The sequence below is a fragment of the Embleya sp. NPDC020630 genome, from assembly GCF_044334985.1.
Lineage (GTDB): Bacteria > Actinomycetota > Actinomycetes > Streptomycetales > Streptomycetaceae > Embleya.
This window is the reverse complement of the sequence record NZ_JBIRUB010000003.1, coordinates 447895-469861: the sequence shown is the minus strand read 5'-3', so window position 1 is coordinate 469861 and position 21967 is coordinate 447895. Positions and strand designations below refer to the sequence as shown.

Genomic DNA, 21967 nt, shown 5'->3' with positions numbered 1-21967 from the left:
GACAAACCGACATGCCGCCCACCCTCGCCTCCCTGGTCCGCGCGCCCGCCCTCGACCTGCGCGTGCTCGCGGGCAAGGGCGGCCTGGAGCGCGAGGTGCGGTGGGTGCACACCAGCGAACTGGCCGACCCCACGCCCTACCTGGAGGGCGGCGAACTGCTGCTGACCACCGGGATGAAGCTCGGCCGCAGCAATGCCGAGCGGCGCGCCTACGTCGAGCGGCTGGCCGCGGCCGAGGTGGCGGGTCTGGGCATCGGCGTGGGCCTGACCCTGGACCGGGTGCCCGCGGTGATCGTCGAGACCGCCGAGAGCTGCGGCTTCCCGGTGTTCGAGGTGCCCCGGCCGACCCCGTTCATCGCGATCAGCAAGGTGGTCTCCTCGGCGCTCGCGGCCGAGCAGTACGAGACGGTCACCACCGGATTCGCGGTGCAGCAGGAGTTGACCCGGGCTGCCGCCGGGCGTGAGGGCGCCGCGACGCTGATCCGCCGACTCGCGGGCCGGCTCGACGGCTGGGCCGCGCTCTACGACGCCGACGGTACGCTGCGCCAGGTTGCGCCGGCGGCGGCCCGCCCGCGGACCGAGGCGCTGCGCGCCGACATCGACAAGCTGCGCCGGATGCCCGCCCCGTCCTCGGCGTCGCTCCAGGAGGACGAGGGCGGCGGGCGGGTCGTGGTGCAGTCGCTGGGCGCCGAGCGACGGATCAGCGGGTTCCTGGCGGTGGGCACCGACCGGCCCGCGCGTACCGCCGACCGGCAGACCCTGGGCACCGCCGCGTCGCTGCTCACCCTGGCCTTGGAGCAGTCCAGGGCGGGCGCCGACGCCGGCGCCCGGATGCGGACGGCGCTGTTGCGGCTGCTGCTCACGGGGGAGCGGGCGACACCCGCCGAACTGGCCCACGACATCGCGGCCGATCTGCCGCCGGGGCCGTGGCGGATGGTGGTGGCCACCGGACCGGACGCGGCGGTGGCCGCGTTCGCGGAGCGGCTGTGCGCGCGGGCGGTCCGGGCGGGCACCCCGGCGCTGACCGGCGAACTGGCCGGCGCGACGGTGCTGGTGTTGCCGGAGTCGGTGGACCCGGTCGAGCCGGTCGACCTGCCGGGGCTGGTCGCGGGCGTGTCCGGTCCGGTCGAGCCGGACCGGGCGGATGAGGGCTATCGGCAGGCGCTGGGCGCGCACGCGGTGGGCCTGCGCTCGCAGAAGGCGCTGACCGTGCACGGCCGGGACGCGGGCGGCCTGCTGCCGCTCCTGGACGGCGACGCGGTGCACGCGTGGGCCGATCAGGTGCTCGCGCCGCTGCGCGCGCACGACGCGGGCGGTCGGGGCGACCTGATCGTCTCGCTGCGCGCGTGGCTGGCCCGGCACGGGCAGTGGGACGCGGCGGCGGGGGATCTGGGCGTGCACCGCCACACGCTGCGCTATCGCATCCGCCGGGTCGAGGAGATCCTCGGCCGCACTCTGGACGATCCGGACACCCGCGCGGAACTGTGGTTCGCGCTGCGCGACACGACCGGCACCGCCGAGGACAAGTCGTAGCACCGGCGGGCCGGGATTGGCCGGCATGGACAAAAACCCGTACGCCCGATCGACGTACCGTGGACGACACCGGGATCATCGGCGCCCGTTGACGGAGAAGGAGCAGCAGTGACCACCACCCACGCGTTCTGGCTGGCGGGCCGCCAGGCCACCGGCGAGTCGACCTTCGACGTCACCAACTCGTACGACGGCCGGCTGGTCGGCCGGGTCTCCGAGCCCACCGACGCGCAGATCGAGGAGGCCGTCGCCGCCGCCCACGCGAGCGCGCACGAGTTCGCCGCGCTGCCCGCGTACCGCCGCGCCGCGGCCCTGGACCACGTCGCCCGGCGCCTGGGTGAGCGCACCGAGGAGATCGCCCGGCTGATCACCGCCGAGAACGGCAAGCCGATCAAGTGGGCCCGCGGCGAGGTCGGCCGCGCGGTGTCGGTGTTCCGCTGGGCCGCCGAGGAGGCCCGCCGGTTCAACGGCGAGGGCATGCGCCTCGACACCGACGCGGGCGGCACCGGCCGCTACGCGCTGGTCCGGCGGATCCCCAAGGGTGTGGTGCTCGGCATCGCGCCGTTCAACTTCCCGCTCAACCTGGTCGCGCACAAGGTCGCCCCCGCGATCGCGGTCGGCGCGCCGATCATCCTCAAGCCGGCGCCGGCCACCCCGCTGTCCGCACTGGTCCTGGGCGAGATCCTGGCCGAGACCGACCTGCCGGCCGGCAGCTGGAGCGTGCTGCCGGTGCCCAACGACCGGATGCCGGCCCTGGTCAAGGACGAGCGGCTGCCGGTCATCTCGTTCACCGGCTCGGGCCCGGTGGGCTGGAGCATCATGGACTCGGTCCCGCGCAAGCACGTGACCCTGGAGCTGGGCGGCAACGCCGCCGCCGTCGTGCTCGCCGACTGGTCCTCCGAGGCGGACCTGGAGTGGGCCGCGCAGCGGATCGCGACGTTCTCCAACTACCAGGGCGGCCAGTCCTGCATCTCGGTGCAGCGGGTGATCGCCGACACGAGCGTGTACGACCGCCTGGTGGAGAAGGTCGTGGCCAAGGTCGCCGCGCAGGTCACCGGCGATCCCGAGGACGACGCGGTCGACGTCGGCCCGCTGGTCAGCGTGGCCGCCGCCGAGCGGGTGCAGGCGTGGGTGGACGAGGCCGTACAGGCCGGCGCCAAGGTGCTGACCGGCGGCACCCGCGACGGCGCGAACTACGCGCCGACCGTGCTCAGCGAGGTCCCGGCGGGCGTCACCATCGCCTGCGAGGAGGTCTTCGGCCCGGTGCTCACGCTGACCCGGGTGGACGGCACCGACGCCGCCTTCGCCGCGGTCAACGACTCCGAGTTCGGCCTCCAGGCCGGCGTGTTCACGCACGACATCCAGACCGCGTTCCGGGCCCAGCGCGAACTGGAGGTGGGCGGCGTGATCATCGGCGACGCCCCGTCCTACCGCGCCGACCAGATGCCGTACGGCGGCGCCAAGAACTCCGGCGTCGGCCGCGAGGGCGTCACCTACGCGATGACCGACTTCACGTACGAGCGCGTGATGGTCCTCACCGGCCTCGACCTGTAGGCCCCACCGACGAAGGGCCCGGCCACCTGGGGTGGTGTCGCCGGGCCCTTTCGCATGCCTGGGAACAACGCGGCGCATGGCTTGACGTCGGCGGTGGCATAGCTCTGGACAAAACCCCGTCACCCGGCATTCAGTGGACGTGCACGGGCAGGTAACACCGGCCGGTAACAACGTCGGTTCCGCTGCGAGTCCGCGAGGAGTCCGCCATGCCCCCTGTCAGCGAACGCGAAGCGCGCAAGGTCGCCGAGGAAGCGCGACAGCAGGACTGGGACAAGCCCAGCTTCGCGAAGGAGTTGTTCCTCGGCCGGTTTCGGCTCGACCTGGTCCACCCGCACCCCGAGGCGGACGCGGAGGAGATCCGCCGGGGGGAGGACTTCCTCGCGGTGCTGCGCGAGTTCCTGACCACCCGGGTGGACGCGACCGTGATCGAGCGCGACGCGCAAATTCCCGACGAGGTGATCAAGGGCCTCGCCGAGATCGGCGCGCTCGGAATGAAGGTCGACACCGAGTACGGCGGCCTCGGCCTGAGCCAGCTGTACTACAACAAGGCGCTGGTCCTGGTCGGTTCGGTCAACGCCGCGCTCGGCGCGCTGCTGTCCGCGCACCAGTCGATCGGGGTGCCGCAGCCGGTCAAGCTGTTCGGCACCGACGACCAAAAGCGCGAGTTCCTGCCGCGCTGCGTGCGCGAGGTCAGCGCGTTCCTGCTCACCGAGCCCGACGTCGGCTCCGACCCCGCCCGACTGGCCACCTCCGCGGTGCCCACCGAGGACGGCGACGCGTACATCCTCGACGGGGTGAAGTTGTGGACCACGAACGGCGTGGTCGCCGGACTCCTGGTGGTGATGGCCCGGGTGCCCGAGGCCGAGGGGCGGCGCGGCGGGATCACCGCGTTCGTCGTGGACGCCGACAGCCCCGGGATCACCGTGGAGAACCGCAACGCCTTCATGGGCCTGCGCGGCATCGAGAACGGCGTCACCCGCTTCCACCGGGTCCGGGTGCCCGCGGCGAACCGGATCGGCGCCGAGGGCGCGGGCCTGAAGATCGCGCTGACCACGCTCAACACCGGCCGGCTCTCGCTGCCCGCGATGTGCGCCGGCGCCGCCAAATGGTCGCTCAAGGTCGCGCGCGAATGGGCGGGCGAGCGCGAGCAGTGGGGCCGTCCGATCGCCGCACACGAGGCGGTCGCGGGCAAGATCGCCTACATCGCGGCCAACGCCTTCGCGCTGGAGGCGGTCCTGGAGCTGACCGCCCGGATGGCCGACGAGGGCCGGCGCGACATCCGGATCGAGGCGGCGCTGGCCAAGCTGTACTCCTCCGAGGTGGGCTGGCTGGTCAGCGACGAACTGGTGCAGATCCGCGGCGGACGCGGCTACGAGACCGCCGCCTCGCTGCGCGCCCGCGGCGAACGCGGAGTGCCGGCCGAGCAGATGTTGCGCGACATGCGAATCAACCGGATCTTCGAGGGCTCCACCGAGATCATGCACCTGCTGATCGCCCGCGAGGCGGTGGACGCCCACCTGGCCGTGGCCGGCGACATCATCGACCCCGACGCGGACCTCAAGGCCAAGGGCAAAGCCGCCGCCGACGCGGGCGTCTTCTACGCCAAGTGGCTGCCCAAACTGGTCGCGGGCAAGGGGCAGGTGCCCACCTCCTACCGCGAGTTCGCCCCCGCCGGGCTGCCGAGCCTGGCCGCGCACCTGCGCTTCGTCGAGCGCACCTCGCGCCGGCTGGCCCGCTCGACCTTCTACGGCATGGCCCGCTGGCAGGGCGCGATGGAGCGCAAGCAGGGCTTCCTCGGCCGGATCGTCGACATCGGCGCCGAACTGTTCGCGATGAGCGCGGTGTGCGTGCGCGCCGACATGCTGCGCCGCCACGACGCCGAGCAGGGCCGGGCCGCGTACGAGCTGGCCGACCTGTTCTGCCGGCAGGCGCAGATCCGGGTGGACGAGCTGTTCGGCCGGTTGTGGACCAACACCGACACGCTGGACGGGCGAGCCGTCGAGGGCGTGCTGGCGGGCCGCTACCTGTGGCTGGAGGAGGGTGTGCTCGACGTCTCCACCGAGGGCCCCTGGATCGCCGACGCGACGCCGGGACCGTCCAAGGTGGAGAACGTGCACCGACCCGTCGGCTGAGCCACGCGCGGGGGCCGGCGGGCGGGTACCGCGGGCCCCCGCGCGCCGACTCGCGCCGTTCGGGGCGGTCGCCGCGGGCAATCGGCCGACCTGTGCTCGGTGCCCCGCCGGCGCGGGCCACAATGGACGGATGGACTCCCTGGCCGATCCGTACGCACCCTTCGCCGCCCCCGACCAGCCGCCCGGCCGACGGGACGTCGTCCTGCTCGGTTCCACCGGGTCGATCGGCACCCAGACCATCGACGTGGTGCGCGCCCACCCCGAGCTGTTCCGCATCGTCGGCCTGTCCGCCGGCGGCGGCCGGGTCGACGAACTGGCCCGGCAGGCGCTCGAACTCGGGGTCGAGGTGGTCGCGGTGGCCAAGGCGTCCGCCGCGCAGGACCTGCAACTGGCCTTCTACGCCGAGGCGCAGCGCCGCGGCTACGCCAAGGGGCAGTACAAGCTGCCGCGCATCCTGGCCGGCCCCACCGCCGCCACCGAACTCGCCGAACACCCGTGCGACGTGGTGCTCAACGGCATCACCGGCTCGATCGGCCTGGCCCCCACGCTGGCCGCGCTGACCGCAGGACGCACCCTCGCGCTGGCCAACAAGGAGTCGCTGATCGTCGGTGGCCCCCTGGTCAAGGCGATCGCCAAGCCCGGCCAGATCGTCCCCGTCGACTCCGAGCACTCCGCGCTGATCCAGGCGCTGCGCGGCGGCCGGGCCGATCAGGTCAAGCGGCTCGTGGTCACCGCCAGCGGCGGCCCGTTCCGCGGTCGCACCCGCGCCGACCTGGTCGACGTCACCCCCGCGCAGGCCGCGGCACACCCCACCTGGGACATGGGCCCGGTGATCACGATCAACTCGGCGACCCTGGTCAACAAGGGGCTGGAGGTGATCGAGGCGCACCTGCTCTACGACATCCCCTTCGACCGGATCGACGTGGTGGTCCACCCGCAGTCGATCGTGCACTCGATGGTGGAGTTCACCGACGGCTCGACGCTGGCCCAGGCATCCCCGCCGGACATGCGGCTGCCGATCGCGCTCGGCCTGTCCTGGCCCGACCGGGTGCCCGACGCGGCGGCCGGCTGCGACTGGACGAAGGCGGCCACGTGGGAGTTCTTCCCGCTCGACCACGAGGCCTTCCCGGCGGTCGGGCTGGCCTGCGCCGCGGGCCGCGCCGGCGGCACCGCGCCCGCGGTGTTCAACGCGGCCAACGAGGAGTGTGTGGACGCGTTCGTCGCGGGACACCTGGGGTTCAACGGCATCACCGACACCGTCGCCGCCGTGGTGAGCGAGCATGATGTACGTGGGGACGGCAACCGGTTGACACTGGAGGACGTCCTCGACGCGGAGGACTGGGCGCGCCGACGGGCACGCGAGATCATCGCCCACGGAGGAGAACCCCGTTGACCCTGTTCATGACGATCCTCGGCATCGTCGTCTTTGTCGTGGGCCTGCTGTTCTCCATCGCCTGGCACGAGGCGGGCCACCTGGTCACGGGCAAGATGTTCGGTGTCCGGGTGCCGCAGTACATGGTCGGCTTCGGCAAGACGTTGTGGTCGAAGAAGATCGGCGAGACCGAATACGGCCTCAAGGCGATCCCGGCCGGCGGCTACTGCCGGCTGATCGGGATGTTCCCGCCCGACGCGTCGGGCAAGGTCCAGGCCCGCAGCACCTCGCCGTGGCGCAGCATGATCGAGGATGCCCGGGAGGCGTCCTACGAGGAGGTCGGCCCCGGCGACGAGGACCGGATGTTCTACCAGCGCAAGCCGTGGCAGCGCACGATCATCATGCTCGCGGGCCCGTTCATGAACCTGATCCTGGCCATCGGGCTGCTCGCGGTGTACCTGATGGGCTTCGGGATCAACAAGACCACCTCGACGGTGAGCACCGTCTCCGAATGTGTGGTCAGCGCCGACGCGAAGACCGACAAGTGCCCCGAGGGCGCCAAGGCGGCACCCGGCAAGGCCGCGGGGCTGCTGCCGGGCGACCGCATCGTCTCGTTCAACGGGCAGAAGATCGGCGACTACGACAAGCTCCAGGGCCTGATCCGCAAGTCGTCCGGCGAGGTCACCCTCGTGGTCGACCGCAAGGGCCAGAAGCTGACCCTCAAGCCGGTGCTCGAACAGAACAAGATGATCAAGATCGACGGCGACGGGCGGGCCGTGCCCAACCAGTACGTCACCACCGGCTTCCTGGGCATCAGCCCCGCGACCGGGATCCAGCGCCAGAGCGCCGCCGAGTCCGTCGAATTCACCGGTGACATCGTCAAGAACGCCTTCCACGGCCTGTTGCGCATCCCGCAGAAGGTCCCCGCTCTGTGGGGCGCGGCCTTCCAGGGCGACAAGCGCGACCAGGACTCCCCGGTCGGCGTGGTCGGCGCGGCCCGGGTCGGCGGCGAGGTCGCCGCGCTGGACGTGCCCCCGTCCCAGCGGGTCGGCCTGATGATCTTCATCATCGCCGGCTTCAACGTGTCCCTGTTCCTGTTCAACATGCTGCCGCTGCTCCCGCTCGACGGGGGCCATGTGATCGGCGCGTGGTGGGAGGCGATCCGTCGCCGGATCGCGAGCCTGCGCAAGCGTCCGGACCCGGGCCCGTTCGACGTGGCCCGGCTGATGCCGGTCGCCTACGTCGTGGCCTCGATCTTCATCGCCTTCACCGTCCTGGTGTTGATCGCCGACCTGATCAACCCCGTGAAGGTCACCTAGGTCCTCGCGGAGAACGCGCCCGTATCCCGACCGGGCCGGCCCACCGTGTGTCGATCAGGCAACAGGGGGACGGCACAGGGGTACGGGCGCGTCCGTACCGGAAGGCGGTGGCGTAGCGTTGACGACGACCTACCCGCCGAACCCACGGGACTCAAGCGAACATGACCGCGATCCAGCTCGGAATGCCGTCCGTACCTGCCCGGCCCCTCACGCCGCGCCGCAAGTCACGGCAGATCATGGTCGGCAACGTGGCCGTCGGCGGAGACGCCCCGGTGTCGGTGCAGTCCATGACCACCACCCTGACCTCCGACGTCAACGCCACGCTTCAGCAGATCGCCGAGCTGACCGCGTCCGGCTGTCAGATCGTCCGTGTCGCGGTCCCCTCGCAGGACGACGCCGACGCGCTGCCCGCGATCGCGCGCAAGTCGCAGATCCCGGTGATCGCGGACATCCACTTCCAGCCGAAGTACGTCTTCGCCGCGATCGACGCCGGTTGTGCCGCGGTGCGGGTGAACCCGGGCAACATCAAGCAGTTCGACGACAAGATCGCCGAGATCGCCAAGGCGGCCTCCGCGGCGGGCACCCCGATCCGGATCGGCGTCAACGCCGGATCGCTGGACAAGCGACTGCTCGCCAAGCACGGCAGGGCCACCCCCGAGGCGCTGGTGGAGTCCGCGCTGTGGGAGTGCTCGCTGTTCGAGGAGCACGACTTCCGCGACATCAAGATCTCGGTCAAGCACAACGACCCGGTCGTGATGATCGAGGCCTACCGGCTGCTCGCCGAGCGCTGCGAATACCCGCTGCACCTGGGCGTCACCGAGGCCGGGCCCGCCTTCCAGGGCACGATCAAGTCCGCGGTCGCGTTCGGCGCGCTGCTGTCGCAGGGCATCGGCGACACCATCCGGGTCTCGCTGTCCGCCCCGCCGGTCGAGGAGATCAAGGTCGGCAACCAGATCCTGGAGTCGCTCGGACTGCGGCAGCGCGGCCTGGAGATCGTCTCCTGCCCGTCCTGCGGCCGGGCCCAGGTCGACGTGTACAAGCTCGCCGAGGAGGTCACCGCGGGCCTGGACGGGCTCAAGGTGCCGCTGCGGGTGGCCGTGATGGGCTGCGTCGTCAACGGCCCCGGCGAGGCCCGCGAGGCGGACCTGGGCGTGGCGTCCGGCAACGGCAAGGGGCAGATCTTCGTCAAGGGCGAGGTGATCAAGACCGTGCCCGAGTCGAAGATCGTCGAGACGCTGATCGACGAGGCGCTCAAGCTGGCCGAGCAGATGCAGGCCGACGGTGTGATCAGCGGCGAGCCGATCGTCGACATCGCCTGAGCCGGTCGCCCGAGCCGGTCGCCCGAGCCGGTCGCCGGGCGGGGCGTCGCCGGGGGCGGATTTTCGGCCGGCGTGCGATCCGGCCGCGGTCGGTTCGATCCGGTCGGGTCCACCCCCGTCCGCCCCGGTTCGAGCCCGACCGGATCAATCGGCTCGCCCACGCGAGTGACATATCGTTGATGCGCCCCGACCCCAGGTAATCGACCCCGATCATCGAGACACATGATCGGGGCGTCGCCCCCGGGGGAGGGGCGTCGCGCGTGGGACGCATCGTCGTGGCCGTAGTGGCCGTCGCCGCCATGATCGCGGGCACCGCCGCAGGACCCGCGAGCGGTCCCGATACGGCGCACCCGGCCGTCGGGAGCACGCCCGGCGTCGTGTGGGGCGGTTGCCCTGACGACGTCGCCGAACCGGGACTGCGCTGCGGCACGCTGGCCGTGCCCGTCGACCACGCGCGCCCCGACGGGCCCACCACCACGCTGGGCCTGTCGCTCGCGGCGGCGACCGGCGGGCGGGCCCGGCGCGGCACGATCGTGGTCAACCCCGGCGGACCGGGCGGCGGCGGGATGTGGCTGGCCGGGCTGGTCCGCCGCGCCCTGCCCGAACGGGTGCGGCAGAGCTACGACATCGTCGGCGTCGACCCCCGCGGCAACCACCACAGCGACCCGATCTCGTGCGTCGACGCGAGCTTCGACCGGGCGCCCAGGCCCGACCCGGTGCCCGCCACGGCGCGGGACGAGGAACGGCTGGTCGAGCGCGCCCGCACCTATGCCGGCGGCTGCGCCGAGCGCGCCGGCCGGCTCCTGCCGCACCTGGGCACCCTGGAGAACGCCCGCGACCTGGACCTGGTCCGCGCCGCGCTCGGCCGGCCGAAACTCTCCTTCATCGGCTGGTCCTACGGCACCTATCTGGGCGCGGTCTACGGGCAGTTGTTCCCCGAGCGGGTCGACCGGATGATCCTGGACAGCATCGTCGACCCGCGCCCCGACCAGGTCTGGTACGGCTCCAACCTGCGTCAGGACGTCGCCTTCCAGGGCCGTTGGCGCGACTTCCTCGACGCCTTTGGCGCCGACCTCGACCCGATCTTCACGCGTGTGCTCGCCGCCGCCCGAACCCGCCCCCTCGACGCCGCGGTCGGCCCGGCCGAGCTCTACGACCTCGCCACCCGGACCCTGTACGGCTCGCAGAACTGGCCCGGCTTCGCCGACGCCCTGCGCGCCTGGGACCGCGGCGACCCGGCTCCGCTCGCCGCGCTGTACACCCCGCCCACCGCGCAGGACGCCAACGGCACCGCGATCTACACCGCCGTCGAGTGCCACGACGGGCCGTGGCCGCGCGACTGGGCGGTGTGGGACCGCGACACGCGCGCCGTGGACGCCACCGCCCCGCTCACCGCCTGGTCCAACACCTGGCTGAACGCGCCCTGTGCGTTCTGGCCGGTGCCCGCCCGGACCCCGACGCGCATCGACGGCCACGACCTGCCGCCGGTGCTGCTCATCCAGGGCACCCGCGATCCGGCGACCCCGCCCGCCGGTGCGAACGCGCTGCACGACGCGCTGCCCTCCTCGCGCCTGATCACCGTGCTCGGCGAAGGCGACCACGGGATCCTCGCGTTCCAGCCCAACGACTGCGTCCTGGCCGCCGCCGCGGCCTACCTGACCGACGGCACGCTCCCGGCGGGCCGCGACACCACCTGTGAGGAATCGTGACCCGCGCCGTCCGCGCCCTCCTGGCCGGCGCGCTCACCGCCGCCGCGCTCACCGCCGCCCCCGCCCCGGCCCGCGCGGGCACCGAGCCGGTCACGTGGGGCGACTGCCCGACGGGCACCGCGCCGGGCGAGCGCTGCGGCAGCATCGGTGCGCCGCTCGACCACGCCCGCCCCGACGGCGCCCGGATCCGGGTCGGCGTCTCCCGGGTGCCGGCCACCGGGAGCCGGGCCGAGTACCAGGGCGTCCTGGTGGTCAACTTCGGCGGCCCCGGCGCCTCCTCCGTCGGCTCGATGGCCGCGCTGGCCGGCGGCCTGCCCGAGCGGCTGCGCCGGGCCTACGACCTGATCGGCTTCGACCTGCGCGGGCGCGGCACCAGCACGCGGGTCGTCTGCACCGACCCGGTCACCTTCAGCCGAGGGCCCAGGCCCGATCCGGCCGTGCCCGCCGGTCGCGCCGCGCACCTGGCCGCGACCCGCGCGTTCGCCGACGGCTGCCGGGCCTTTGCGCCCGACCTGCTGCCGCACCTGACCACCCGCGACATCGCCCGCGATCTCGACCTGGTCCGGGCCGCGTTCGGCGCGGAGCGGCTGAGCATCCTGGGCTACTCGTACGGGACCTACCTGGGCGCGGTGTACGGGCAACTGTTCCCTCGGCGGGTGCACCGGATGGTCCTGGACAGCGTGGTGGACCCCACCGAGGTCTGGTACGGGACCGGATTCCTCCAGGCCCGCGCCTTCTCCGCGCGTCAGCGCGACTGGGCGGCCTGGGCCGCCGACCGCGACGACCGCTACCACCTGGGCACGAGTGCGGCCCGGGTGCTGGCGACCTGGGACGTGCTGCGCGCCCGCCTCGTGGCACGGCCCGCCGACGGGGTCTTCGGCGGCGTCGAACTCGACCAGTTCACGATCGGCTCGCTCTACACCGACCGGGACTGGCCCCGGCTGGCCGGCGCGCTCGCCGACTACGCCTCCGGCGACGGCGCGGCGCTGGTCGCGTCCCGGCGGGCGGCGACCACCGAGGAGGTCAACTTCGAGTCGGTGTTCCAGACCGTCTCCTGCGCGGACGCCCCCTTCCCGGCCGACGAGCGGGTCTTCGACGCGGACATGGTCCGACTCCGGGCCCGCGACGGCGCGCTCGGCGCGGCGATCGCCTCGCCCGGGGCGTGCCTGTACCTGCAGACCAACACCGCGCCGCCGACCCGGATCGACGGCGCGGGACTGCCCGGTGTGCTGCTGATCCAGTCCGTCGGCGACCCGGCCACACCCTACGAGGGGGCGCTGCGCATGCACGACGCGCTGCCCTCCTCGCGGCTGTTGACCGTGCGCGGCAACGGCAACCACGGGCACTACCTCGTCGACGGCCCGTGCGTGGACGACCGGGCCACGGGGTACCTCGTCGACGGGACCCTGCCCGCGAACGACATCGAATGCGACGCCGCCGCGCCGGAGGGCCCCGTGACGCGCCGACCGGGGGTGCCGAGGCTGCCGCGCTGACCCGCCCGCCGATCCCCGTACCTCCCGGGCGGCACATACGGCCTGGACCTGCATAGGGTGGTGCCGCAACAACCGGCATTTCCCCAAGGTCCGCCCGATGGCATGGTGAGGCACGTGCTGAGCTCGGTTTCCACCAAGGTCCTGGACGGGACCGACCTGTCCGCCGTCCAGGCGCTGCTCGACCGCGACCCGGTCACCAACGTCTTCGTCGCGTCCCGGGTCCGGCTCGCCGGTGTCGATCCGTGGCGCCTGGGCGGCGAGCTGTGGGGCTACTACGAGGGCGGCCTGCTCACCTCGCTGTGCTACGCGGGGGCGAACCTGGTCCCGGTCGAGGCCGGGCCCGACGCGATACGGTCCTTCGCCGAACGCGCCCGGCGCCAGGGTCGGCGCTGTTCGTCGATCGTCGGCCCCGCCGAGGCGGCGGCCGGTCTGTGGCGGCTGCTCGAACCCGCCTGGGGACCCGCCCGCGACGTACGCCCGGTGCAGCCGCTGATGGTCGCCGGCCGGCCCTCGGCCGAGGTGCCCGCGGATCCGCTGGTGCGCCGGGTGCGGCCGGACGAGCTGGATCTGGTGATGCCCGCGTGCGTGTCGATGTTCACCGAGGAGGTCGGGGTCTCGCCCCTGATCGGCGACGGTGGCACGCTGTATCGCGCACGGGTGTCCGAACTCATCGCCGGCGGCCGTGCGTTCGCTCGGATCGAGGACGGCAGGGTGGTGTTCAAGGCGGAGATCGGCGCGGTCACCCGACACGCGTGCCAGATCCAGGGTGTGTGGGTGGCCCCGGAGCGGCGCGGTGAGGGGCTGTCCGAGATCGGCATGGCGGCGGTGCTGCGGCACGCGCTCGCCGAGGTCGCGCCGGTGGCCAGCCTGTACGTGAACAGCTACAACGGCCCCGCCCGCGCGGCCTATCGGCGGGTCGGCTTCGCCGAGACCGGTGCCTTCATGAGTGTGTTGTTCTGATGCGGCATGAGTGTGTTGTTCCGATGCGGCGCCGGCGGCTCGTCCCGATGGAGTGCGTGTGCTGATGGAGTGGACGTGCCGGGTCGTCGACCTCGCCGCGTACGCGGACGAGGCGGTCGAGGTACAGGCCCACGCGTTCGGGCTCGCCGACGACGAGATCGCGGTCCGGCAGCGGATAATGCGCCGCCACGCGGCCTTCGCCGGGGTGCGCTCGCTCGGCGCGTTCGACGGCGCCGGTCGCCTGGTCGGCTTCGGCTACGGCTATCCGAACCTCACCGACCAGTGGTGGAGCCTGGTGATCGAGCCGCACCTGGCCCGGGAGGGCCATCGGGCCTGGCTGGACGAGTCGTTCGTGGTCGGCGAGTTGCACGTGTTGCCGCGCTGGCAGGGGCACGGCATCGGCCGCACCCTGATCGGCCTGCTGTGCCGGGGCCAGGACCGCTCGCACATCCTGCTCTCCGCGATCGACGAGCAGACTCCGGCGCGCCGGCTCTACCGCGGCTTGGGCTTCGTCGACCTCGCCCGCCCGGTGCTGTTCCCGGGCAACAACCGGCCCTACACCGTGATGGGCGCGATCCTGCCCTTCGCGTGACGCCGCCCGCGCGCCGGTCGCCGGGGAGCGGCTCAGGACAGCCACTCCGCGACCGACAGCAGGTCCTCGCCCGCCGGGTCGTCCACCGACAGGCACCACAGGCCCAGCGCCAACGCCTGCACCAGCGCCCACCCGCGCACCCGCTCGGGGTCCAGGTCCAACGCGTTCGCCAACCACGTCACCCGCCGCCGTACCAGCGCCTGCGGACGCGGCTCGGCGACCACCGTGGCCATCCGGTCCCGGACCAGCGGCCCCAGGTCGAAGGCCCGCTCGCCGAGCATCGGCCGCGGATCGATGGCCAGCCACTTCGCCCGAGTGCCCGCGAGCACGTTGCCGTGGTGGCAGTCGGTGTGCAGCACCACCACCTCCGGCTGCGACGCGGCCAGTTCGGCGCACAGCGCCACCGCCTCGTCGACCAGCGCCTTCGGGCACGGCCCGGCGAGTTCCGCGTAGCGCCGCGGGATCGATTCGCCCCAGTGCCCGGCCCGCTCCGCGACCGGCTCGATCGGGCAGTCGGCGGGCGGGGCCACCCACAACCGGCGGATCACCTCCGCGGCCTCCAGCATCGCCCGGTCCTCCGCCAACGAGCGCAGCGAGACGTCCGGTTGCAGCCGCTCCAGCAACAGCGCGCCGCGCGCCGGATCGGCCTCCAGCAACCGCACCGCGCCCGCGCCGTCCCACAGCGCGAGCGCGGTCGGCTCGTGTGCGGTGTAGCGATCCACGAAGCCCAGCTTGAGCGTGGCCGGCGTGTCGTCCGCCCGGCGGACCAGGAAGGTCAGGCTCAGCGCGCCACCGGGAATGATCGGCCGCTCCACGGTCAGCCCCCAACGCGCCGCGTACTCCGCGACCGCGTCCGGCAGCCCCGCGAGCCACTCGCGCGCGGCCTCCTCGCCGCACCAGCGCAGCGCGGTCCGCGTCAGCCGTTCCGGTACCTCGACCCGATCGTTCATGTGCGGCCCCCCGCCGTCGCCGTCCCCGAACCACCCTCCTCGGGCACCCCCGGGAAGGGCGTACTCGCCCCCCGCCAGCGCACCCCCCACACCGCGGCCTCGCGCAACCAGCCCGCCGCCTCCGCCCGCAGCGGTGCCCCGGCCGCGGCCACCAGCGCGCCGAGGTGCAGCGCGACCCCGTCCTCCAGGTACACCGCGAGCCGGGTCGCGTCCGCCGCCGTGGCCACCGGGAAGGGCACCGTGTACGCGGGCGCCGCCGGCGGCGCGGTCGCGCCCCGGTCGGCGATCAGCCGGGTGATCGTGTCCCGCCGGGCCCGATGCGCGTCCAGCGCGGTTCGTGCCTGGGTCCGGGCGGCGCCGGTCAGCCGCCCGCCCGCGATGCCGTACCCGTAGACCGCCGCGTGCTCCGCGTCCAGCGCGTCGCGCAGCGCCTTCACCTCGACGGCGGCGGCCCCCGACGGGGCCGGACGCGGCGTACTCACGATGCGCTCCGAAGCAGTTGGGCGTGTCCCGCCAGACACGCCGAGGTGGCGGCCAGTCGGCGGGCGAGATCGGGGGAGACCCGGTCCAGGTCGACCAGTCGCTCGTCCGAGGCCTGCTGCGCCCGGTCGGCGATCGTGGTGGTCGCCGCGGCGAGGTCGTCGGGCGCGGTCCCGGGGGGCGGCGCGGGGTGTGTCGCGCGGCCGGCGAAGGCGGTCAGGTGCTGCCGCAACTCGACCGACAGCGGCCGGATTCGCTCGGCCAACGGGGCGTGTCGCGCGGCCACCGCGTCGTAGTGCGCCAGCAGCGCCCCGGTCGCCGCGTACGCCCGCTCGCGTGCCGCGTCGTCGGCCTTGCGCCGCCCCTGGTCCGAACCCCCGCCGTCGTCGCAACCGGCGACCGCGGCGGCGATCGTCGCCGCGGTCACGGCGCCGAGGACGGCCCGTCGCGTCGGCCCCGCGTCGCGCATGCGTCCCGCTCCTGAACCTCGTCCGTGATGTCCGTGCCGCCTCCGGCCGTGTCGGACGCTACCGCATGGCAGGGACTGTGGAGCCCGCCGGACATCCGGCGGACAACCCGTGTACGCCGGGCGGACGTGCGCGAGATTGCTCCCGGACCGGATACTGTTGTCCTCCCCCGACCCGCCCTCCGGCGGTCGACGCACCTGAGACAACAGCACACGCAGCCGAGGAGTCACCCGGATGAGTACCACCACGTTGGACCGGCTGCGGGAGTTGCTGGAGCCGGTGGTATCGACCCTTGGCGTGGATCTCGAGGAAGTTTCCCTCACTCCCGCCGGCAAGCGGCGTGTGCTGCGCGTGATGGTGGCCGCCGACGGCGGCGTCGACCTGGACAAGGTCGCCGAGGTCAGCCGCGCGGTCTCCGACGTGCTCGACCCGAGCGACGTGCTCGGCTCGCTGCCCTACCTGCTGGAGGTCACCACCCCCGGCGTGGACCGCCCGCTGACGCTGGAGCGGCACTGGCGCCGCGCGGCCGATCGACTGGTCCTGGTGCAGCTGCACGACGGCGGCACGGTGACCGGCCGGATCGGCGCGAGCGACGCGGAGGGTGTGGAACTGGACGTCGACGGCACACCGCGACGGTTGACCTGGGACGAGGTGGCCAAGGCCGTCGTACAGGTCGAGTTCAACCGCAAGGGCAAGGACTCGGCGACGAACGCCGAGACCGAACAAGACGACGAGGACGACGACACCGGTGTCGAGCACGACACCGACGCGGACGACACCATGGACGAGGAGGCGTAGGACGTGGACATCGACATGAGCGCCCTGCGCGGGCTCGAGCGCGAAAAAGAGATCAAGTTCGACCTCCTGGTCGAGGCCATCGAGTCGGCCCTGTTGATCGCCTACCACCGCACCGAGGGCAGCCTGCCCAAGGCGCGCGTGGAGCTGGACCGGGCAAGCGGTCACGTCACCGTATGGGCGACCGAGACCGACGAGGCCGGTCAGCGCGTGCGCGAGTTCGACGACACCCCGGACGACTTCGGCCGGATCGCGGCGACCACCGCCAAGCAGGTGATCCTGCAGCGGCTGCGCGACGCCGAGGAGGAGATCACGTTCGGCGAGTTCGCCGGCCGTGAGGGCGAGATCGTCGCCGGTGTGGTCCAGCAGGGCAAGGACAACCGCAACGTCCTGGTGGACCTGGGTCGCATCGAGGCGATCCTGCCGCCCCAGGAGCAGGTGCCGGGCGAGCGGTACGCGCACGGCATGCGCCTGCGCTGCTATGTCGTACAGGTGCGGCGTGGGCCCAAGGGGCCGTCCATCACGCTCTCGCGCACCCACCCCAACCTGGTGCGGAGGCTGTTCGCGCTGGAGGTCCCGGAGATCGCCGACGGCAGCGTCGAGATCGCCGCGATCGCCCGCGAGGCCGGCCACCGCTCCAAGATCGCCGTCTACTCCACGCGCGCCGGGCTCAACCCCAAGGGCGCGTGCATCGGGCCGATGGGCGCGCGCGTGCGCGCCGTGATGGCCGAGTTGAACGGCGAGAAGATCGACATCGTCGACTGGTCGGACGACCCCGCGCGGATGGTGGCCAACGCGCTGTCGCCGGCGCGGGTGAGCAAGGTCGAGATCGTGGATCTCGCCGCGCGCTCCGCCCGGGTGACGGTGCCCGACTACCAGCTCTCGCTGGCGATCGGCAAGGAAGGGCAGAATGCCCGACTTGCCGCGCGATTGACCGGATGGCGCATCGACATCCGGCCGGACACCGAGACCACCGATTCGGACGACCGGACCCGGTCGACCGAACCAGGTCGCGGTGAGGAGCGGTAGACTTGAACATGTCTGGTCGCAGGCGTGCCCGAGCATGCCCTCGTACAAGGTCGGAGGAGCGGGAAATCATCGCCCCTCCGTGCCGAACGTGCGTAGGTTGTCGGCAGCGTGCGGCCAAGGCCGACCTATTGCGGGTCGTGGCGGTCGAGGGCGTTTGTGTCCCCGACCCCCGCGGCCGAATGCCCGGGCGGGGAGCGCATCTGCACCCCGATCCGGAGTGCCTGGCCCAGGCGGAGCGCCGCAAGGCGTTCGTTCGGGCTTTGCGCGTGCCGGGGCCGCTGGACTCGGCACCACTGCGTGCTTTTTTGAGCGGTGATGGGTTGTCAGAGGTCGGTCGGACAGGTCCAGCGAAGCGGTACCTCGCGAGTCGGAAGTAGGTCGAGATTGCGATGAGCACTCGATGAGTACGCGATGAGTACAGACATGCGGTAGTGACGGTCCGGCGGACGACCAACCCCGGACCAGAAGGAGCGACGTGGCAAAGGTCCGGGTATACGAACTCGCCAAGGAGTTCGGAGTCGAGAGCAAGGTCGTCATGGCCAAGCTCCAAGAACTCGGTGAGTTCGTTCGTTCGGCGTCCTCGACGATCGAGGCGCCGGTTGTTCGCAAATTGACGGAAGCACTCAAGACGGAAGGCGGGCCCACCCGCCGCGCCCCGCGTCCACCGGCCTCGTCCGGTGCGTCGCAGGGTGCCCCCTCCCCGCAGGGCGCCTCGCGCCCTGCCCCCGCTCCGGGCCCGCGCCCGGCGGGTGCGCCGACGCCGGGCCCGCGCCCGACGCCGCGCCCGGCCCCTCAGGGCAGCACCGCCCCGCCCGAGGTGCCGGCCGTGCCGGCCGCGGAGGCGGCTCCGGCCGCCCCGCGTCAGGCGGAGCGTCCCGCGGCACAGTCGGGTCCGCGTCCGGGCGGCGCGCCCGCTCCGGGTCCGCGTCCGGCCGCACGTCCCGCCGAGCGCGGTCCGGCCGAGCGTGGCCAGGGCGACCGCGGTCCCGCCGAGCGCGGTCCGCGTTCGGACCGTCCCGCCGCGGCCTCCTCGGGTCCGGCGGCGGGCAGCCGTCCGGGTCCGCGTCCGGGTGGTCCCGGTCAGGGCGGCCCCGGTGGTCGTCCCGAGCGCGGTGACCGTCCCGAGCGCGGCGAGCGTTCCTCCGGTCCGCGTACCGGCGGCGCACCGTCCGCCGGCGGCCCGCGTGCCGGCGGTCCCGGTCAGGGTGGTGCCCCCCGTCCGGGTGGCGCGCGTCCGGCCGGCCCGCGTCCGGGCAACAACCCCTTCACCTCGGGCAGCACCGGTATGCCGCGGCCGCAGGCCGCCGGCGGCGGTCGCCCCACCCCGGGCGGCATGCCGCCGCGTCCGCAGGGTCCGGCGGCCGCCGGCCCGCGTCCGGGTGGCTCGGGTGGTCCCGCGGGTCCGCGTCCGGGTGGTAGCGCAGGCCCCGGTGGCCCGCGTCCGAACCCGGGCATGATGCCCAACCGTCCGGCGCCCGCGCGTGGCCCGGGTGGTCCCGGCCGTCCGGGCGGTGCGCCCGGTCGTCCCGGTCCCGGTGGCGGCGGCGGTCGTCCGGCGGGTGCCGGCGGCGGTGGCGGTCGTCCCGGTGGTGGCGGTGGCGGCTTCGGCGGTCCCCGTCCCGGCGGTGGCGGCGGCGGCGCTCCGGGTCGTCCCGGTGGCGGCGGCGGCTTCGCCGGTCGTCCCGGCGGCGGCGGTCGTGGCGGCCCGGGTGGTCGCGGCGGCACGCAGGGCGCGTTCGGTCGTCCCGGTGGGCGTCCGGGCCGCGCGCGCAAGTCGAAGCGTCAGCGTCGTCAAGAGTTCGACCAGATGCAGGCTCCGTCCGCCGGTGGCGTGATGGCTCCTCGCGGCAACGGGCGCGTCGTCCGGATGTCGCGCGGTGCCTCGCTCACCGACTTCGCGGAGAAGATCAACGCGAACCCGGCCGCACTGGTCCAGATCATGTTCAACCTGGGCTCGATGCTGACCGCGACGCAGTCGGTGAGCGACGACGAGCTGCAGACCCTCGGGGCCGAGCTCGACTTCGTGATCCAGATCGTCTCCCCGGAGGAGGAGGACCGCGAACTGCTCGAGTCCTTCGACCTCGAATGGGGCGAGGACGAGGGCGACGAGGACGACCTCGAGGCGCGTCCGCCGGTGGTCACCGTCATGGGTCACGTCGACCACGGCAAGACCCGCCTGCTCGACGCGATCCGCAAGACGAACGTGATCGCGGGCGAGGCCGGTGGCATCACCCAGCACATCGGTGCCTACCAGGTCGCGACCACGGTCAACGACGTCGACCGCAAGATCACCCTGATCGACACCCCCGGTCACGAGGCGTTCACCGCCATGCGTGCCCGCGGCGCCAAGTCGACGGACATCGCGATCCTCGTGGTCGCGGCGGACGACGGCGTGAAGCCGCAGACGATCGAGGCGCTCAACCACGCGCAGGCCGCGGGCGTGCCGATCGTGGTGGCGGTCAACAAGATCGACAAGGAAGGCGCGGACCCGACCAAGGTGCGCGGCCAGCTCACCGAGTACGGGCTCGTGGCCGAGGAGTACGGCGGCGACACGATGTTCGTCGACATCTCGGCGAAGCAGGGCATGGGCATCGACGACCTGCTCGAAGCGGTCGTGCTGACCGCCGACGCGGCGCTGGAGCTCACCGCCAACCCGCACCAGGAGGCCCAGGGCATCGCGATCGAGGGTCACCTCGACAAGGGCCGCGGCCCGGTCGCCACCGTCCTGGTCCAGCGCGGCACGCTGCACATCGGCGACGCCATCGTGGTCGGCGAGGCCTACGGCCGCGTCCGCGCGATGATCGACGAGAACGGCAACAACCTCACCGAGGCCACGCCGTCGCGTCCGGTCATGGTGCTCGGCCTGACCTCGGTGCCCGGCGCCGGTGACAACTTCCTCGTGGTCGAGGAAGAGCGCACCGCGCGGCAGATCGCCGAGAAGCGGGCGGCCCGGGAGCGCAACGCGGTCCTGGCCCGTCGGTCGAAGCGGGTCTCGCTGGAGGACCTGGACAAGGCCCTCAAGGCCGGCGAGATGCAGCAGCTCAACCTCATCCTCAAGGGCGACGGCTCCGGTTCGGTGGAGGCGTTGGAGGACGCGCTGCTCAACCTGGACGTCGGCGAAGAGGTCGAGCTGCGGATCATCGACCGCGGCGTCGGTGCCATCACCGAGTCCAACGTCACCCTGGCGATGGCCTCGGACGCGATCATCATCGGCTTCAACGTCCGGCCGGAGGGCCGGGCGCGGACGATGGCCGACCGCGAGGGCGTCGACATCCGCTTCTACTCGGTGATCTACCAGGCCATCGAGGAGATCGAGGCCGCGCTCAAGGGCATGCTCAAGCCCGAGTTCGAAGAGGTCCAGCTGGGCACGGCGCAGATCCGCGCGGTGTTCCGCTCCTCCAAGCTCGGCAACATCGCGGGCTGCATGGTCACCGGCGGGACGATCAAGCGCAACACCAAGGCGCGGATCATCCGGCAGGGGGCCGTGGTCGCCGACAACCTCAACGTCGAGGGCCTGCGCCGCGAGAAGGACGACGTCACCGAGGTCCGCGAGGGCTTCGAGTGCGGTATCAACCTCGGTTCGTTCAACGACATCAAGGTCGAGGACATCATCGAGACGTTCGAGATGCGGGAGAAGCCGCGAGGCTGATCCGGTAGGGCGTTCGAGCGCCTCCGGCCGCCGATCCGGTGGTCGAAGGCGCTCGAACCCGCCGAGACGAGGCGGCGGATCCGCCCGGTGCGCACCGGGCGGATCCGCCGTGTCGCGAAGCAGTGTGGTGGTATCCGGGCCGCGACGTGCGTGCCCGGCTCTTTTCGTCGGCGGCCCCGGTGGCCCCGACCCGAGGCCTCCCGGGCCGGCCAGGCCCGTCGCCTATGTTTGTGGGAACGATCAGCCTCGATGTGTTGTTCGGCGATGTGCACTCGTTGAAGGAAAAACGATCTTTGATCCGCCCCATCCTGGCGGACCTTCAGCGCAAGAATGCCGTTGCCGCCGCCGAGGTGGAGCATCAGGATTTGCATCGGCGCAGCGTGATCGGGGTCGCGGTGGTCTCCGCGACCGTCGAGCGGTGCGCCGAGGTGTTGGACAGCTGCGAGCGGCTCGTCGCGGGCCGGCCCGAGTTGGATCTGCTCTCCGCACGCCGCAGGGTGTACGGGGACGACGACTGACGGACCGGCGGCGACGGCGGTCGCGGACGCCGTGGCCGCGGCCCCCGGTCGCGGCCACGGCCGTGGTCGTCGCAGTCGCAGGGAAGAAGAACGAGAGCGG

At 72.9% G+C, this 21967-nt stretch carries 18 protein-coding genes; 15 read left to right on the top strand and 3 right to left on the bottom strand.

What is annotated here, in order from left to right; genetic code table 11:
- Positions 1 to 11 precede the first annotated feature (11 nt).
- The 10 genes from ACH4XV_RS13490 (at position 12) to ACH4XV_RS13445 (ending at position 13979) form a co-directional block, all read left to right on the top strand.
- Complete coding sequence (locus tag ACH4XV_RS13490) at positions 12 to 1532, top strand: PucR family transcriptional regulator (RefSeq protein WP_395789302.1); 1521 nt, start codon at positions 12 to 14, stop codon at positions 1530 to 1532.
- 108 nt (positions 1533 to 1640) lie between these two features.
- Complete coding sequence (locus ACH4XV_RS13485; protein ID WP_395789301.1) at positions 1641 to 3083, top strand: aldehyde dehydrogenase family protein; 1443 nt, start codon at positions 1641 to 1643, stop codon at positions 3081 to 3083.
- Positions 3084 to 3289: 206 nt separating this feature from the next.
- On the top strand, positions 3290 to 5215 hold the full coding sequence (locus ACH4XV_RS13480) for an acyl-CoA dehydrogenase family protein (RefSeq protein ID WP_395789299.1): 1926 nt from the start codon (positions 3290 to 3292) through the stop codon (positions 5213 to 5215).
- A gap of 130 nt (positions 5216 to 5345) precedes the next feature.
- A complete protein-coding gene (dxr, locus tag ACH4XV_RS13475) occupies positions 5346 to 6608 on the top strand; it encodes a 1-deoxy-D-xylulose-5-phosphate reductoisomerase (protein ID WP_380003073.1) in 1263 nt (420 codons plus the stop codon).
- A complete protein-coding gene (locus ACH4XV_RS13470) occupies positions 6605 to 7906 on the top strand; it encodes a M50 family metallopeptidase (RefSeq protein WP_395789297.1) in 1302 nt (433 codons plus the stop codon). The genes dxr and ACH4XV_RS13470 overlap by 4 nt, the downstream gene beginning before the upstream one ends.
- Positions 7907 to 8067: 161 nt before the next feature.
- Positions 8068 to 9225: a flavodoxin-dependent (E)-4-hydroxy-3-methylbut-2-enyl-diphosphate synthase gene (gene ispG / locus ACH4XV_RS13465; protein WP_380003075.1), complete on the top strand. Its 1158-nt coding sequence runs from the start codon at positions 8068 to 8070 to the stop codon at positions 9223 to 9225.
- Between the two features lie 260 nt (positions 9226 to 9485).
- A complete protein-coding gene (locus tag ACH4XV_RS13460) occupies positions 9486 to 10934 on the top strand; it encodes an alpha/beta hydrolase (protein WP_395789295.1) in 1449 nt (482 codons plus the stop codon).
- A complete protein-coding gene (locus ACH4XV_RS13455) occupies positions 10931 to 12427 on the top strand; it encodes an alpha/beta hydrolase (protein WP_395789293.1) in 1497 nt (498 codons plus the stop codon). The genes ACH4XV_RS13460 and ACH4XV_RS13455 overlap by 4 nt, the downstream gene beginning before the upstream one ends.
- A 102-nt stretch (positions 12428 to 12529) precedes the next feature.
- Positions 12530 to 13387: a GNAT family N-acetyltransferase gene (locus ACH4XV_RS13450; protein ID WP_371863021.1), complete on the top strand. Its 858-nt coding sequence runs from the start codon at positions 12530 to 12532 to the stop codon at positions 13385 to 13387.
- A gap of 64 nt (positions 13388 to 13451) precedes the next feature.
- A complete protein-coding gene (locus ACH4XV_RS13445; RefSeq protein ID WP_395789291.1) occupies positions 13452 to 13979 on the top strand; it encodes a GNAT family N-acetyltransferase in 528 nt (175 codons plus the stop codon).
- Positions 13980 to 14011: 32 nt separating this feature from the next.
- On the opposite strand, the gene ACH4XV_RS13440 is transcribed toward ACH4XV_RS13445, so the two are convergent.
- From ACH4XV_RS13440 to ACH4XV_RS13430, 3 genes are read right to left on the bottom strand one after another with little or no spacing between them, the layout of a single operon-like run.
- Complete coding sequence (locus ACH4XV_RS13440; RefSeq protein ID WP_395789289.1) at positions 14012 to 14929, bottom strand: aminoglycoside phosphotransferase family protein; 918 nt, start codon at positions 14927 to 14929, stop codon at positions 14012 to 14014.
- The gene (locus ACH4XV_RS13435) at positions 14926 to 15411 is read right to left on the bottom strand and encodes a ferritin-like domain-containing protein (protein WP_395789287.1); all 486 of its coding nucleotides are present in this window, start codon (positions 15409 to 15411) and stop codon (positions 14926 to 14928) included. The genes ACH4XV_RS13440 and ACH4XV_RS13435 overlap by 4 nt, the downstream gene beginning before the upstream one ends.
- Entirely contained in the window at positions 15408 to 15878 is a 471-nt protein-coding gene (locus ACH4XV_RS13430; RefSeq protein WP_395789285.1) for a hypothetical protein, read from the bottom strand. Before ACH4XV_RS13430 ends, ACH4XV_RS13435 begins: the two co-directional genes overlap by 4 nt.
- Positions 15879 to 16110: 232 nt before the next feature.
- On the opposite strand from ACH4XV_RS13430, the gene rimP reads away from it, so the two are divergent.
- The 5 genes from rimP (at position 16111) to ACH4XV_RS13405 (ending at position 21867) form a co-directional block, all read left to right on the top strand.
- Positions 16111 to 16674 (top strand): ribosome maturation factor RimP, encoded by a 564-nt coding sequence (gene rimP, locus ACH4XV_RS13425; RefSeq protein ID WP_395789283.1) that lies wholly within the window; start codon positions 16111 to 16113, stop codon positions 16672 to 16674.
- 3 nt (positions 16675 to 16677) lie between these two features.
- Positions 16678 to 17700, top strand: a complete 1023-nt coding sequence (nusA, locus tag ACH4XV_RS13420; RefSeq protein WP_078977439.1) for a transcription termination factor NusA — start codon at positions 16678 to 16680, stop codon at positions 17698 to 17700.
- An 8-nt stretch (positions 17701 to 17708) separates the two neighbouring features.
- Positions 17709 to 18077: a YlxR family protein gene (locus tag ACH4XV_RS13415; protein ID WP_395789982.1), complete on the top strand. Its 369-nt coding sequence runs from the start codon at positions 17709 to 17711 to the stop codon at positions 18075 to 18077.
- Between the two features lie 98 nt (positions 18078 to 18175).
- Positions 18176 to 21349 (top strand): translation initiation factor IF-2, encoded by a 3174-nt coding sequence (infB, locus tag ACH4XV_RS13410; RefSeq protein WP_395789280.1) that lies wholly within the window; start codon positions 18176 to 18178, stop codon positions 21347 to 21349.
- 224 nt (positions 21350 to 21573) lie between these two features.
- Positions 21574 to 21867 carry a DUF503 domain-containing protein gene (locus ACH4XV_RS13405; protein WP_078977441.1) on the top strand — a complete coding sequence of 98 codons (294 nt, stop codon included), beginning with the start codon at positions 21574 to 21576 and terminating at the stop codon, positions 21865 to 21867.
- Positions 21868 to 21967: the final 100 nt, after the last annotated feature.

Coding starts and splice junctions, on each gene's coding strand:
- ACH4XV_RS13490 (WP_395789302.1), top strand. CDS start 12: ATGCCGCCCACCCTCGCCTCCCTGGTCCGCGCGCCCGCCCTCGACCTG.
- ACH4XV_RS13480 (WP_395789299.1), top strand. CDS start 3,290: ATGCCCCCTGTCAGCGAACGCGAAGCGCGCAAGGTCGCCGAGGAAGCG.
- dxr (WP_380003073.1), top strand. CDS start 5,346: ATGGACTCCCTGGCCGATCCGTACGCACCCTTCGCCGCCCCCGACCAG.
- ispG (WP_380003075.1), top strand. CDS start 8,068: ATGACCGCGATCCAGCTCGGAATGCCGTCCGTACCTGCCCGGCCCCTC.
- ACH4XV_RS13450 (WP_371863021.1), top strand. CDS start 12,530: ATGGTGAGGCACGTGCTGAGCTCGGTTTCCACCAAGGTCCTGGACGGG.
- ACH4XV_RS13445 (WP_395789291.1), top strand. CDS start 13,452: ATGGAGTGGACGTGCCGGGTCGTCGACCTCGCCGCGTACGCGGACGAG.
- ACH4XV_RS13440 (WP_395789289.1), bottom strand. CDS start 14,929: ATGAACGATCGGGTCGAGGTACCGGAACGGCTGACGCGGACCGCGCTG.
- ACH4XV_RS13430 (WP_395789285.1), bottom strand. CDS start 15,878: ATGCGCGACGCGGGGCCGACGCGACGGGCCGTCCTCGGCGCCGTGACC.
- rimP (WP_395789283.1), top strand. CDS start 16,111: ATGAGTACCACCACGTTGGACCGGCTGCGGGAGTTGCTGGAGCCGGTG.
- ACH4XV_RS13415 (WP_395789982.1), top strand. CDS start 17,709: ATGTCTGGTCGCAGGCGTGCCCGAGCATGCCCTCGTACAAGGTCGGAG.
- ACH4XV_RS13405 (WP_078977441.1), top strand. CDS start 21,574: ATGTTTGTGGGAACGATCAGCCTCGATGTGTTGTTCGGCGATGTGCAC.